Annotated in this window: 10 protein-coding genes and 2 tRNA genes; 7 read left to right on the top strand and 5 right to left on the bottom strand. The window is 60.6% G+C overall.

All coding sequences use genetic code 11. From position 1 onward, the window contains the following. Nucleotides 1-62: 62 nt before the first annotated feature. From BLU15_RS11710 to BLU15_RS11700, 3 genes are all read left to right on the top strand, one after another. Nucleotides 63-797 (top strand): thermonuclease family protein, encoded by a 735-nt coding sequence (locus tag BLU15_RS11710; RefSeq protein WP_090295536.1) that lies wholly within the window; start codon nt 63-65, stop codon nt 795-797. Between the two features lie 152 nt (nt 798-949). Next, nucleotides 950-1,023: transfer RNA gene (locus tag BLU15_RS11705), tRNA-Cys, on the top strand. A gap of 197 nt (nt 1,024-1,220) precedes the next feature. Then, a complete protein-coding gene (locus tag BLU15_RS11700; RefSeq protein WP_034791197.1) occupies nt 1,221-1,562 on the top strand; it encodes a hypothetical protein in 342 nt (113 codons plus the stop codon). A gap of 88 nt (nt 1,563-1,650) precedes the next feature. Here the strand turns inward: BLU15_RS11700 and lexA are convergent, their stop codons facing one another. Together lexA and BLU15_RS11690 are read right to left on the bottom strand one after the other, a co-directional pair. Beyond that, the gene (gene lexA, locus BLU15_RS11695) at nt 1,651-2,373 is read right to left on the bottom strand and encodes a transcriptional repressor LexA (protein WP_090295533.1); all 723 of its coding nucleotides are present in this window, start codon (nt 2,371-2,373) and stop codon (nt 1,651-1,653) included. Between the two features lie 236 nt (nt 2,374-2,609). Beyond that, the gene (locus tag BLU15_RS11690) at nt 2,610-2,906 is read right to left on the bottom strand and encodes a hypothetical protein (RefSeq protein ID WP_034791202.1); all 297 of its coding nucleotides are present in this window, start codon (nt 2,904-2,906) and stop codon (nt 2,610-2,612) included. A 323-nt stretch (nt 2,907-3,229) separates the two neighbouring features. Here BLU15_RS11690 and BLU15_RS11685 point away from each other — a divergent pair, with 323 nt between their 5' ends. Next, nucleotides 3,230-3,862 (top strand): hypothetical protein, encoded by a 633-nt coding sequence (locus BLU15_RS11685; RefSeq protein ID WP_060517113.1) that lies wholly within the window; start codon nt 3,230-3,232, stop codon nt 3,860-3,862. Between the two features lie 126 nt (nt 3,863-3,988). Further along, nucleotides 3,989-4,582, top strand: coding sequence for a hypothetical protein (locus BLU15_RS11680; protein WP_060582150.1), 594 nt, complete (start codon nt 3,989-3,991; stop codon nt 4,580-4,582). Between the two features lie 153 nt (nt 4,583-4,735). Here the strand turns inward: BLU15_RS11680 and BLU15_RS11670 are convergent. Continuing rightward, nucleotides 4,736-4,811, bottom strand: a tRNA-Ala gene (locus BLU15_RS11670). Between the two features lie 377 nt (nt 4,812-5,188). On the opposite strand from BLU15_RS11670, the gene adhP reads away from it, so the two are divergent. Together adhP and BLU15_RS11660 are read left to right on the top strand one after the other, a co-directional pair. Further along, a complete protein-coding gene (gene adhP, locus BLU15_RS11665) occupies nt 5,189-6,214 on the top strand; it encodes an alcohol dehydrogenase AdhP (protein ID WP_034791206.1) in 1,026 nt (341 codons plus the stop codon). A 161-nt stretch (nt 6,215-6,375) separates the two neighbouring features. Beyond that, the gene (locus tag BLU15_RS11660) at nt 6,376-8,724 is read left to right on the top strand and encodes an ethanolamine ammonia-lyase (protein WP_090295530.1); all 2,349 of its coding nucleotides are present in this window, start codon (nt 6,376-6,378) and stop codon (nt 8,722-8,724) included. A gap of 137 nt (nt 8,725-8,861) precedes the next feature. Here the strand turns inward: BLU15_RS11660 and BLU15_RS11655 are convergent, their stop codons facing one another. Together BLU15_RS11655 and BLU15_RS11650 are read right to left on the bottom strand one after the other, a co-directional pair. Then, complete coding sequence (locus BLU15_RS11655) at nt 8,862-9,290, bottom strand: GNAT family N-acetyltransferase (protein ID WP_060517123.1); 429 nt, start codon at nt 9,288-9,290, stop codon at nt 8,862-8,864. A 130-nt stretch (nt 9,291-9,420) separates the two neighbouring features. Then, nucleotides 9,421-13,218 (bottom strand): vitamin B12-dependent ribonucleotide reductase, encoded by a 3,798-nt coding sequence (locus BLU15_RS11650; protein WP_089045908.1) that lies wholly within the window; start codon nt 13,216-13,218, stop codon nt 9,421-9,423. Between the last annotated feature and the right edge of the window lie 288 nt (nt 13,219-13,506).

Raw genomic sequence — 13,506 nt, 5'->3', positions numbered from 1 at the left:
CTCGAAAACTTTTCGGCAACCCATCAAACGCATAATGCGGTCTCGAATCAGGATGGGGACCGATGGCCAAAGCCACTACGAAACGTCGACGCCGCAGTTCGGGCCGAAGCACCAGCAAACAGGGCGGCATGGCGCCGTGGTATCTGGCCGCAGCGCTCACCCTTGGCGGCGTCATGGCCCACGACCATCGCGCCGAGTTGCGGCACTGGCCGGTGGTTTCCGATGTCATGGCCTTTGCATCGCGATCGGAAACGAAGCCGAAGCCTCAGCGCGCGGTTCCTGAAGCGCAGGAGCGCGTTGCGCAGCAGGCGGATAGGCACAAACCAAATCCGAAGCCCAACCCGGCGACGAAGGTTGTCCTGGCCGCCCCGGTGCCGTCGGTGAATGTCGGCGTCACGCCGCCAACCCCTCTCGTGCGGCCGAATGAAGAGGTGAAGACGGCATCCATCCGTACCGATCAGTTCTATTTTTGCGGCATTCGCAACGACAACTGCGTGATCGATGGCGCGACCTTCGTCTTCCATGGCGAGACGATCCGCGTCGCCGATGTCGATGCACCGCGAATCCGCCAGGCAAGCTGCGACAAGGAGCGTTCGCGCGGCTTCTACGCCAAGCAGCGCCTGCGCGAATTGCTGAATGCAGGCGACTTCAGGCTGATCTCGGCGGGAGGGCGATCAGATGCCAAGGCCGGCGAGAAACTGCGCCTGGTCACCCGCGGTGACCAATCTCTTGGACGTGTACTCGTTTCCGAGGGGCTCGTGCGGCCGTGGGAAGGGCGCCCGACGCCCTGGTGCTGAGATCAGCTGGGAGACGCTCGGCGGACATCGTCGATCGTTCTGTGGAAAGTATCCGTCCTGCAATTCGACGGCGCGTTTTTCAGAAAATGCCTCTTGCGGTTTTTCTGCAATCATTCTAAATCCGCGCCAACGCTTGGTTATCCGAGCTGTGAGGCCTCGTGGCGGAGTGGTGACGCAGAGGACTGCAAATCCTTGTACCCCGGTTCAATTCCGGGCGAGGCCTCCAAAAATCTCACCTCGTTAAATTTGGTTTGGCGTTCTGCCTTAGGGCAGCGCGGTAAAATTCGCGACACGTCCGCGCAAGCCACGTCTCCTATGCCTCCGTCGGATCTTATCGCTTCGGTGAATTCGGTAGAGGGGGAACGATGACTCCGCTGAGATCAACCGCATCGGTAGCGTCCGTCAACATTAAGAACGGAGGCAATGGCATCAATGAAAAAGAGACTGATCCTGACGGCGTTGGCGTGTTTTGCGGCGACCGCTATGGAGGCGCGCGCGGACGACCTGGTTTTCCAGCTGAAGAACAACACCGGCGCGGTACTGACGAATTTCTATACGTCGCCGGTCGGCGTCAATGAATGGGAAGACGATGTTTTCGGTCGGCAGGTCCTGAACCCCGGCGAGAGCATGGAGATCACCATTGCCGACGGGCGGGACGTCTGCAAATACGACATGCGATTCGAATTCGAGGAAGGCTCGGCCCTCGATACGACCGAGGACACGCAGGATCTCTGCGAACTCGGCGAATACACGATCCACGAATAAGCGATCTGGATTTCAGGTCGCCTTAAATGGAAAGAGCCTCGCCACTTTCAGTGGCGAGGCTCTTTTGATTCGGCGTTCTGCCTGGAATTCAATGGTAGCGGCGGATCAGCCCGACGAGCTTGCCCTGGATTTTCACGCGATCCGGTCCGAAAATGCGCGTCTCGTAGGCGGGGTTGGCCGCTTCGAGCGCAATCGACGCGCCCTTGCGACGGAAGCGCTTCAGCGTCGCTTCCTCGTCGTCCACGAGCGCCACGATGATGTCGCCGGGATTGGCCGAGTTGCCGTTGCGGATGATCACCGTGTCGCCATCGAAGATGCCGGCCTCGATCATCGAATCGCCCTTTACTTCGAGGGCGTAATGCTCGCCGCTGCCGATCATGTCGAGCGGAACGGTAATGTCATGGGTGTTGTTCTGGATCGCCGAGATCGGCACGCCGGCAGCGATGCGGCCCATCACCGGGACGGAAACAGACGTGCTTTCGGCGACCGTCGCCGGCTTCGGCGTGGCAGGAGCGGCGGCCGGCGGCTTTCCGAGGCTGCCCTCGATCACGCTCGGCGAGAAGCCTCTGCGCGGCTGTTGCTGGCCGGCGGCGTAGGCTTCCGGAAGCTTGATGACTTCGAGCGCGCGCGCCCGGTTCGGCAACCGGCGAATGAACCCGCGCTCTTCGAGCGCCGTGATCAAACGGTGAATGCCGGACTTCGACGCCAGGTCGAGCGCATCCTTCATTTCATCGAAAGACGGCGGTACGCCCGACTCCTTCATGCGTTCGTGGATGAACAGAAGCAATTCCTGTTGCTTGCGGGTCAGCATGGCACGTCGCTCCAGAGGCGTGAAACAAATCAAGAACAGACACTATCTGTTCCATATGTGTTCCGCAAGTGCCTAAAATTCCGTGAATTCAGGCAATTGGCTGCTTCTGTGGGGGGCGATTGGTCACTTTTGCGGGAGCGGGGCGGTTTTCGGCGACGGTTGCGTCCCAAAACAGCGCCGGGCAGGCCGGTCGCGCGCGTGATTCGAACGAATCGCGGCTCTCTTCGCGGAGAGACTTAAGTCGCTTGCGAGGCCGAGCAGGCGTCTTCGAACTCCTTCACCGTCTCGGCGCTGTTGTCTTCCGGAAGCACTGCGTCGGCCGCATCGGTCGCAACGGGCGTATCGCCGTCATAAACGAAGGACTGGATGTAGAACGCGAGCGCGCCCTTCCAAACATTGCGTCCATCGATCTGATGGCACGGTACGGCCCGTTCGAAATCGGTCTGGAGTTCATCCACCGTCGCGGCACTGAGCTTGACGTCAGGCATATTGGGCGATGCGACTATCGAAGCGAGAAGCAGGGCGGCAAGCACGGTGATCGTCCACTTGATGAAGGGGTGGGACTACGGGTTGGTAAACGATGTGAACCGCGCTTTCGTTCCGAAGTCCAGCAAGCATGGCGATCACTCTGCCATGTTCAACAGCTCTTTGCCCGCAGGCTGTGGCTGATTTGCGCCAGCCGCTCCATCTCAACCTCGTCTCGGCCGTTCTTCATGGACCGGCGCGGAGAATGCATCGGAGCTGCCAGCTTTCGCATCGGGCCTGGGGCGCGCAAAAATCCCTGCGGGGAAGGGCCTTCGCCGTCTCGACAGGCCTCTAAAAAAAGATAACTTTGCGTGGAAAGTGGGGTGGTTGCATGCATAGATTGTCGTTGGTGGTGCTCGGCCTGTTGCTCACGGCTGGAGCGGCGTCTGCCGAAGAAGGGCGTTCGAATATCTGGAAACGGATCAACGCCTGGACGGTGGGATCCGATCCTTCCCTGGGAGGCTCGTGTTACGCGGCGACGAGCTATGACGCCGGCGCTATCCTTCGTATCGGCTTTTATCCGCGGGGATCGACGAACCTGGCGTTTCTTTCGATCGGCAATGCCGAATGGAAATCCATCGAGCCGCAGCGGGAATACGATGTTGCCTTGCAGCTCGACCGTGGTCGTCAGTGGCCGGCCGTTGCGTTCGGTGTTGATCTGACCGGCGCCAAGGCCCTTGTCGTCAACTTTTCCAACACCGACTTCTTTACCGAATTCGTTCGCAAGAACACCTTGGCGCTGGCCTTCGAGGGGCGCGTCGTCGCGAGCCTAAGCCTGCGTGATTCGATGAAGGCGGTAAGCGAGATGTTCAAGTGCCAGGAGGCGGTGAGCGCCTTGATCCCGAATGGCGGTCAGGGAGCGGCGAACGATCCCTTTGCGGGCGCCGGTGGCAATGCGCCGAACAACGATCCCTTTGCCGGCGGCGGCCAGACCAAGTCATCGAAAGATCCTTTCGCCATGTGATGGGCAGTCCGCTTGCCGCGGAGAGGTGAATATTCCTAAAATATTGCCTGGGATCGGCTAGGCACCCTCGACAGCGATGCGGGGACCTATCAAAATGCGGGCAAACGGGGGTTTTGCATGCGTAGATTGCTGGTCGGATTGGTAAGCTGTCTGATCGCCGCGGGATCGGCCGCGGCTGAGGAGTCCGAAATCATCAAGTGGAAGGATGTCGACGGCTGGACCGTTGCTTCCGACACCTCGATGGAGGGCTCCTGCTTCATCTCGTCGGTATTCGACGGCGGGGTCACCTTGCGCCTTGGGTTCTATCCCAAGGGCTCCGAGTCGCCGCTCTATATGAGCTTCGCCAGCGACGACTGGAGGTCGCTCGAGGTCGGCAAAGAGTACGACCTGACCTTCCGCTTCGACAAGACCGATCCCTGGAGCGCTTCGGCGACCGCTGCCGGTGATGCGAGCGGAAAGTTTCTGTTCGTGAACGTCACCGACGCCGAGTTCCTGACGGGCTTCGTGCGCAAGCGGGCCTTGGCCATCGCGTTTGAAGATCGCGTCATCGCAAATCTCAGCCTGCGCGGCACCGGCCCGGCGGCCGACGAGCTGATGAAGTGCCAGCGGGCGGTCGACGAGATTATCGCCGACGAGGGCCGCAAGTCCAAGGAGAAGAAAGCCGACCCGTTCAGTGCACCGAGCGAGAAGCGATCGGCGCGGGATCCGTTCAGCCTCTGAAAACAGGTGGCCACGGGATCGGGCAGCGTTTCGCGAAGGCCGAACGGTGGCTTAGCATGGTGGTGTCCCCGAAAAGACTCGAACTGGCGATCTGCTGATGACAAATCAGCCGCTGTTCCGATACCTCGGCAACCGGGCACCTTCTGATCGTTTTGGTGGAGCCGAAGGGAGTCGAACCCTCGACCTCCGCAGTGCGATTGCGGCGCTCTCCCAACTGAGCTACGGCCCCGTAGCATTCAGTCAACACGACCGGCGCCGATCCTGTCAATACGCGCGCCAGCGCGCCCGCTCGAACGCCGTTGCACGATATGCGTTGTTCGATCCGGCCGGGCGCCGAAGGCGGTCGGTCTCTGAACCGCTTCTGCACTCCACCCATTGTCGAACTCTGCCGGCGGGTTTACGCTGCAACCTGACGATGGCGCTACGTGAACCACGTTGAAGTGTTGGCGGTATACGCCAAGCAGGAAATGACGTCCGGGCACTGGCTGTGAGCGCCATGATGCTCGAGCCAATTACACGATTTTCGTATGTGAGATAGGCCCCTGCCGGCCCACTGTTCCCATAAGAAACCTCTCCGTGGCCCGGCGATTGGAGGAGGATTGGCAAATGGCTCAGGCGATGAAGGCAGCCGTCGTTCGGCAATTCGGCGCGCCCCTGACGATCGAAGAAGTGGCGGTGCCCACGCCGCAGCCGGGACAGATCCTCGTGAAGTACGAAGCAACGGGCGTTTGCCATACCGATCTCCATGCTGCAAATGGCGACTGGCCGGTGAAGCCCAGCCCACCGTTCATTCCCGGGCACGAGGGGGTCGGCTATGTCTCGGCGGTCGGCGCCGGTGTCAAAAGAGTGAAAGAGGGCGACAGGGTCGGCGTTCCCTGGCTTCACAGCGCCTGCGGCTACTGTCCGCATTGCCGCACCGGTTGGGAGACGTTGTGTGCGGCCCAGTCGAACACGGGATACTCGGTCAACGGGACGTTCGCCGAATATGGCCTGGCGGATCCTGATTTCGTCGGCAGCCTGCCCAATGGGCTGGAGTTCGGTCCTGCCGCGCCGGTTCTGTGTGCCGGGGTCACCGTTTACAAGGGGTTGAAGGAAACGGAAGTCCGTCCCGGTGAATGGGTTGCCATCTCCGGCATCGGGGGGCTTGGCCACATGGCCGTGCAGTACGCAAAGGCGATGGGCATGCATGTCGTCGCGGCGGACATCTTCGACGACAAGCTGGCACTTGCAAAGCAATTGGGCGCCGACCTGACAGTCAACGGCAAGGCCAAGGATGCGGTCGAGCAGGTGATCAAGGCCACCGGCGGCGTGCATGGAGCGCTTGTGACTGCAGTCTCGCCCGCAGCGATGGAACAGGCGTTCGGTTTCCTGCGTTCGCGCGGCACCATGGCGCTCGTCGGCCTGCCCCCAGGTATGATCTCGGTGCCGGTCTTTGAGACTGTTCTTAAGCGCATCACCGTGCGTGGATCGATCGTCGGCACCCGCCAGGACCTGGAAGAGTCGCTCCAGTTCGCCGCTGAAGGCAAAGTCGCGCCGCATTTCTCGTGGGATAGCCTCGAGAATATCAACGAGATCTTCCGCCGCATGGAAGCCGGGAAGATCGACGGTCGCATCGTGATGAGCCTGCAGTAATCGACTTTGACAGGCCCGGCTGGTCGAGGCTTGCCGGGTCCGTGTCGATGCCCAAGCGACACGTGTCGAGCATTTACTCTTATGCGCCTTCCTTAGATCGCCGGTCACCAGAGGGCCGTCGGGCGAGATGCCGATAGACCTTTTGCAGAAAGGAAATGGCAATGAGCAAAGGCATGTTCTCAGACCAGCATGCACTGTCCAGGCGCGATCTCCTGCTGGTGGCGGGAACTGCGGCGGCCACGCTTACAGCCTACAGTCATGCTGCCCGTGCCGCGCCAGGCCCAAGCAACCTCGTGATCGACGACGTGAAGCAGGATGAGGATGTCTTTGCCTATATCAGCAGGATCAAGGGCGGCTTTGACGAGACGACCTATCGGCAGGTTCTGGGATGCGCGAATGCGTTCAAGGAAGGAGACCAGACGATCGCCGTGGCTGCGGAAAATGATACGTCCCGAACGAACGCCCGAGCCCTCCTGGCAAGAACGAAGATCGCAGACCTCGATCAGCACCCGCTGTTTGAGGACGATCTGCAACGACTGATTTGGCAGACCACCGACAGGGCTCAACAAGAAAAGCTGAAAGACTGGACGATGGGCCAGCTGAAGGAATTTCTTCTGACCAAATCGGAAGATGAGATCAAAGGCGTCATGTATGGCCTGACCAGCGATACCATCGGCTGTGTACCGAAGCTGATGAGCAATGAAGAGCTGGTGGCCGTCAGCCAGAAGATTTTCAATGTCATGCCCGGCACCAAGTTGGGCGCCAAGGGATACATGGGCGCACGTATCCAGCCGAATTCGCCGACCGACCACCCCGACGACATCATGTGGCAGGTCTTCGATGCGTTTTCCTATGCGACCGGCGACATCGTCATCGGCACCAACCCGGTGGACAGCACCGTCGACAGCGTCGTCACGGTGGAGCGGGCGCTCAAGGACATCGTGGATACGTTCAAGCTGGTCGACGTCATTCCGTGGTGCGTGCTCGCTCACATCGACGTCCAAGGTGAGGTAAGCGAAGACTTCCCCGGCACAGTTTCCACCGTGTTCCAGAGCCTTGCCGGTACGGATGATTGCAACAAGATCTTCGACATCACCAATGAGAAGATCCTGAAATATGCGCGCGCCAAGGCAGGGGAGCGGTACGGCCTTTACTTCGAAACCGGACAGGGCTCGGAATTCACCAACGGCGCGGCAAACGGCGTCGACATGATGGTGCTTGAGTCCCGGAAGTACGGGTTCAGCCGGGCTGTCGGCATGGAGCTTGCGAAAGTGCAGCCGAAAGGCGCATGGCTGCATGTCAACGATGTTGCCGGCTTCATTGGGCCGGAGGTCTTCAAGAGCCGAGAACAACTCGTTCGGTGCTGCCTCGAGGACATGGTCATGGGCAAGCTCCATGGGCTGACCATCGGTCTCGATATATGCACGACCCTGCACATGACCGTCAGCCTGGACGATCTGGATTGGTGCCAGGATCAGATCATGCCGGCCAATCCGGCCTATCTGATTGCTCTGCCGACCAAGAACGACCCGATGTTGAGCTATCTCACGACCGCATTTCAGGACCACGTACGCGTGAGGGATAAGTTCGGCTTCAAGGTCAACGATGCGATGTGGGATTTCTACAAACGCCTTGGAATTGTCGGCAAGGACAACAGCTACACGTCAAAATACGGCGATCCTCTTTGGGTCTATTATCAGTACCGCCTCGCCAAGGGGGACAAGCGCTCCAAGGACGCCGTTTACGCCGAGGGCAGGCGGATGATGACGGAGGTCGAGGCAAGAGGCGTCGACCTGGCCACGGGCCACGGTGAGAAGATATGGGATCTCAACCCGTCGCTCGCGGCGAAAGTGAGGGGTCTTTATGACGACGCCAAACTCTCTCTTTGGGCCGAGCTTACGCCGGAGTTCATAGCGGCAGTGCCCAGCGTCGTTCCGGTTCGCACTCTGTCCAAGGACCGGAACGACTACATCGCGCATCCGACGACCGGTGAAACGCTGAGCCCGGACTCAATCAGGGCGATTGACGCGATCAGGACGTCCTGGAAAGGCGATATGCCCAAGGGCCAGATTGTCATCTCAGATGGTCTGAACGCCAAGGCCATCATGGATGACGGCCATCTTTCGCCCTACCTGGAGGAGATGCGCAGGCTGCTCGGCGATGCCGGCGTGTCGGTGAGCGACAAGAATATCCTGGTCACCAGCGGCAGAGTGCGGGCCGGCTACCGGATTGGCGAGATGCTGTTTGCCGACGCCGATCCCAACACGTTTCGCGGAATTCTCCACATCATCGGCGAGCGGCCCGGAACCATGCACCACGCCTACTCGGTCTACATCACGGTTGCGAAGGGCAAGCGTTGGGCTGAGAAGGATATCGATCACGATATGACGAAGCTGGTCAGCAACGTCGCCGATACCGCACTCGCACCCAGGGAGGCGGCGAAGGAAACCCTGACCATTATCCGGGAGATCATCGGCAAGGACGTAAACGGCAGCCGGCGATTCGGGTGACCACAAACGCGCTACAGGGCAACAAGGGCGTCCGTCCGGAATAGGCGTCGGGCCGTGTATACCGTTGGGGCAGCCGCATACTCTCGCTTTCGGGCCCCCAAAGCGCGGTTGCTTCTTCGGATCGTGGCTTTCCGGCGTCAGAATCGCTTCTTTAGAAAGTAGCGCGCAATCGCCCCATCACCACCTTCAAGCTCGCCGAAAACTTCGAAGCCGAGTTTTTCATAAAAGGGCCTGGCCTGGAATTCGAAGGTGTCGAGCCAAAGGCCGACATAGCCGCGCTGGCGCGCGATCTTCTCCGCTTCTTCGACAAGGCGCCGGCCAAGGCCCTGGCCGCGGTACTCATCAGGGACGGCGAGGTAACGGATAAAGGCCCAGCCATAGCCATCCGTCGCATAGAGCCCGCCCGTCGCGACTTTCGTCTCCGGATCGCGAAGCACGATTGCAAAACCGGGCAGATCGACCATGCCGCTATGGGCATCGTTATAGGCATCCAGCGGCGCAACGATGCCGCTGAGGTCATTCTGACTGGGGTCTTCGAGAAGGATGTCTATGATCGGGGTGAGCATGATGGGAACTTGGTCGAATGGTGGTTCGGTCTATAAATTCTCGTTTTGTTCTCTAGAGAAATCCAACCCGAGGAAAACCTCGGGTTGGCAATGATGGTGGTCGTCGTCGTCATCAACGACGACGGGCCGCTTAGCTGCAGCCGCTCGTCGCGCCGCAGGTGTCGCACTTCTCGCAGGTACCGTTGCGCACCATCGTGAAGTTTTGGCATTCGGTGCACATGTTGCCGGTGTAGCCCTGCATGATCGAGCGGGCGCGGCGCTCAGCTTCCACCTTCTTGGCGTCCGACTTGGCCGATGCCGCTTCGGCGGCCGCCTTGTCGGAGAAGAGGGCGGTTACTTCCTGCTCGACTTCGTCGGCGATCTCTTCTGCCAGTTCCGCAGCGCGCTCTTCATAGTCGCGCTTGAAGGCGACGATTTCGGACGTTGCGATCGCCGTCGTCGTCTCGATCTTGCGCACCGTGTTTCCGGCGATCGCCGTCACGGTTGCGCCAGAGGAGGCGCGGGCAGGGGCTGCCGTCGACGAGCCCTTCGGCTCGCTGGAGGCCCGGTCACCGGTGCCACCGACGATCGTCGGCTTGTAGCCGCGGGTCCAGCCGGTCGAGATCAGGTTGGTCTTGCCTTCCTGAATGCCCTTGCCGAGCGCGGTATTGCCGAAGTCTGACGTGTCGACATGGGCGAGGTCGTGACGGCCGAGATAGGAAACCGCCAGTTCGCGGAAGACGTAGTCGAGGATCGACGTCGCGTTCTTGATCGCGTCGTTGCCCTGGACCATGCCGGCCGGCTCGAACTTGGTGAAGGTGAAGGCCTCCACATATTCTTCGAGCGGCACGCCGTACTGCAGGCCGAGCGAGATGGCGATGGCAAAGTTGTTCATCATCGCACGGAAGGCGGCCCCTTCCTTGTGCATGTCGATGAAGATCTCGCCGAGGCGGCCGTCACCGAATTCGCCGGTGCGCAGATACACCTTGTGACCACCGACGACGGCCTTCTGGGTGTAGCCCTGGCGGCGGTTCGGCAGCTTTTCGCGGGCGCGGATCACCTTCTCGATGACGCGCTCGACGATCTTCTCGGTGATGGTGACGGCCTGGGCGGCGGCGGGCGCCTGGATCAGATCCTCCAGCGCATCCTCGTCCTTGTCGTCCTCGATCAGCGAGGCGTTCAGCGGCTGCGACAGCTTGGAGCCGTCACGGTAGAGCGCGTTTGCCTTCAGCGCCAGCTTCCACGAAAGCATGTAGGCGTTCTTGCAGTCCTCGACGGTCGCCTCGTTCGGCATGTTGATCGTCTTGGAGATCGCGCCCGAGATGAACGGCTGGGCGGCCGCCATCATGCGGATGTGGCTTTCGACCGAGAGATAACGCTTGCCGATCTTGCCGCAGGGGTTGGCGCAATCGAAGACGGGCAGGTGCTCGTTCTTCAGGAACGGTGCACCTTCGAGTGTCATCGCGCCGCAGACGTGAATGTTCGCCGCTTCGATGTCCTTCTTGGAGAAGCCCATGTGGTCGAGCAGGTTGAAGTCCATCGCAGCGAGCTGTTCGTCGGAGACCTTCAGCGTGCCCTTGAGGAAGTCGGCGCCGAGCGTCCACTGGTTGAAGACGAACTTGATGTCGAAAGCGGACTTCAGGGCGGCGTTGACGGCTTCCACCTTCTCGTCGGTGAAGCCCTTGGCCTTCAGTGTCGACGGGTTGATCGCCGGAGCCTGGTTCAGGTTGCCGTGACCGACTGCGTAAGCTTCGATTTCGGCGATCTGGCTTTCGCTGTAGCCGAGAGAGCGCAGCGCTTCCGGAACGGCGCGGTTGATGATCTTGAAGTAGCCGCCGCCGGCGAGCTTCTTGAACTTGACCAGCGCGAAGTCAGGTTCGATGCCGGTCGTGTCGCAGTCCATGACGAGGCCGATCGTGCCGGTCGGCGCGATAACCGTTGCCTGGGCGTTGCGATAGCCGTGCTTTTCGCCGAGTTCCAGTGCCTTGTCCCAGGCGCTCATGGCGTGGATGACGAGGTCCTGGTCCGGATTGTCGGCATGGATGAGCGCGACCGGGTTGACCGAAAGCGCTTCGTAACCGGTCGTCTCGCCATAGGCGGCGCGGCGATGGTTGCGGATGACGCGCAGCATGTTGTCGCGGTTTGGCGCAAAGCCCGGGAACGGACCGAGCTTTTCGGCCATCTCGGCCGAGGTGGCATAGGAGACACCGGTCATGATCGCCGTCAGCGCACCGGCGATGGCGCGGCCTTCGGTCGAGTCATAGGGAATGCCCGAGGACATCAAGAGGCCGCCGATGTTGGCGTAGCCAAGGCCGAGCGTGCGGTATTCGTAGGAAAGCTCGGCAATCTCGCGGGACGGGAACTGCGCCATCATGACCGAGACTTCGAGAACGATCGTCCACAGGCGGACGGCGTGCTCGTAGTCTGCGATGTTGATGCGCTTGGTCGCCGCATCCTTGAACATCATCAGGTTCAGGGAGGCGAGGTTGCAGGCGGTGTCGTCGAGGAACATGTACTCCGAGCACGGGTTCGATGCGCGGATCGGGCCGGCAGCGGGGCTCGTGTGCCAGTCGTTCATCGTCGTGTTGAAGTGCAGGCCCGGATCGGCCGACGCCCAGGCGGCGTAGGAGATCGATTCCCAGAGGTCGCGTGCCTTCAGCGTCTTCATGACGCGGCCGTCCTTGCGGGCGGTCAGGTGCCAGTCGCCATCGGCTTCGACGGCGCGCAGGAAGTCGTCCTTGATCGAGACCGAGTTGTTGGAGTTCTGTCCCGAAACCGTGAGGTAGGCTTCCGAATCCCAGTCGGTGTCGTAGGTCTTGAACTCAAGGTCCTTGTAGCCTTGCTTCGCGAACTGGATAACGCGCTGGACGTAGTTTTCCGGAACCAGCGCCTGCTTGGCGGCGCGGATTTCGCGCTTCAGCGCCGGGTTCTGCTTCGGGTCATAGCAGGCGTCGTCGGTGCCTTCGCAGTTGACGCAGGCCTTCATGATCGCCTTCAGATGCTTGGCGACGACCTTGGAACCGGTGACGAGGGCGGCAACCTTCTGCTCTTCCTTGACCTTCCAGTTGATGTATTCCTCGATATCCGGATGGTCGATGTCGACGACGACCATCTTCGCAGCGCGGCGGGTGGTGCCGCCCGACTTGATGGCACCGGCAGCACGGTCGCCGATCTTCAGGAACGACATCAGGCCGGAGGACTTGCCGCCGCCCGAGAGCTTTTCGCCTTCGCTGCGCAGATAAGAGAAGTTGGAGCCGGTACCAGAACCGTACTTGAACAGGCGCGCTTCACGCACCCACAGATCCATGATGCCGCCTTCGTTGACGAGATCGTCACCGACCGACTGGATGAAGCAGGCATGCGGCTGCGGATGCTCATAGGCCGACTTGGACTTGGTCAGCTTGCCGGTAAACGGGTCGACATAGAAGTGGCCTTGGCCGGGGCCGTCGATGCCGTAGGCCCAGTGCAGGCCGGTGTTGAACCATTGCGGCGAGTTCGGCGCGACGCGCTGGGTGGCGAGCATGTAGGCAAGTTCGTCCTGGAAGGCCGAAGCGTCTTCCTCGGTGTCGAAGTAGCCGCCCTTCCAGCCCCAATAGGCCCAGGTGCCGGCCAGGCGATCGAAGACCTGACGGGCATCGGTTTCGGAACCGTACTGCTCATCCTTCGGCAGCGCCTTCAGCGCATCCGTGTCGGGAACCGCGCGCCAGAGGAAGGAGGGGACATCGTTCTCCTCGACGCGCTTCATCTTGGCGGGAACGCCGGCCTTGCGGAAATACTTCTGGGCGAGAATGTCGGCGGCAACCTGGCTGAACTGAGCCGGCACGTCGATATCGGCAAGGCGGAAAACGATCGAACCATCGGGGTTCTTGATTTCACTCGTAGCCTTGCGGAATTCGATCTCCGCATAGGCGGATTGCCCGGCTTTTGTGAAACGACGTTCGATCTTCATTGTCCCTGGTCCTTCGTGTTGCCTAGCGCCCGCCACAGGCGCAATTGTCCCCGCCCGGCCGCGAGGGCATCCCGCAGCCAGTCTCAGCTTCCGTCCTTGGAGAGAAACCCATAATTGGGTGACCCTGTATCTTGTGAGATAGGCTGTCTGCAAATACTAAATATAGTATCAACAACTTCTTGATGCCAGCCAAATATTGCCCCGGTGGACCCGAAAAATCGCACAGAAATCCTCAGGGCGACCCCATGGTGAAATCCATGACTGCCGCCTTTCAGAACCGCCGATTTG

This window comes from Ensifer sp. YR511 (assembly GCF_900103045.1).
GTDB lineage: Bacteria > Pseudomonadota > Alphaproteobacteria > Rhizobiales > Rhizobiaceae > Ensifer > Ensifer adhaerens.
This window is presented reverse-complemented; position numbering and strand designations above follow the sequence as displayed.

Coding starts and splice junctions, on each gene's coding strand:
- BLU15_RS11710 (WP_090295536.1), top strand. CDS start 63: ATGGCCAAAGCCACTACGAAACGTCGACGCCGCAGTTCGGGCCGAAGC.
- BLU15_RS11700 (WP_034791197.1), top strand. CDS start 1,221: ATGGCATCAATGAAAAAGAGACTGATCCTGACGGCGTTGGCGTGTTTT.
- lexA (WP_090295533.1), bottom strand. CDS start 2,373: ATGCTGACCCGCAAGCAACAGGAATTGCTTCTGTTCATCCACGAACGC.
- BLU15_RS11685 (WP_060517113.1), top strand. CDS start 3,230: ATGCATAGATTGTCGTTGGTGGTGCTCGGCCTGTTGCTCACGGCTGGA.
- adhP (WP_034791206.1), top strand. CDS start 5,189: ATGGCTCAGGCGATGAAGGCAGCCGTCGTTCGGCAATTCGGCGCGCCC.
- BLU15_RS11660 (WP_090295530.1), top strand. CDS start 6,376: ATGAGCAAAGGCATGTTCTCAGACCAGCATGCACTGTCCAGGCGCGAT.
- BLU15_RS11655 (WP_060517123.1), bottom strand. CDS start 9,290: ATGCTCACCCCGATCATAGACATCCTTCTCGAAGACCCCAGTCAGAAT.
- BLU15_RS11650 (WP_089045908.1), bottom strand. CDS start 13,218: ATGAAGATCGAACGTCGTTTCACAAAAGCCGGGCAATCCGCCTATGCG.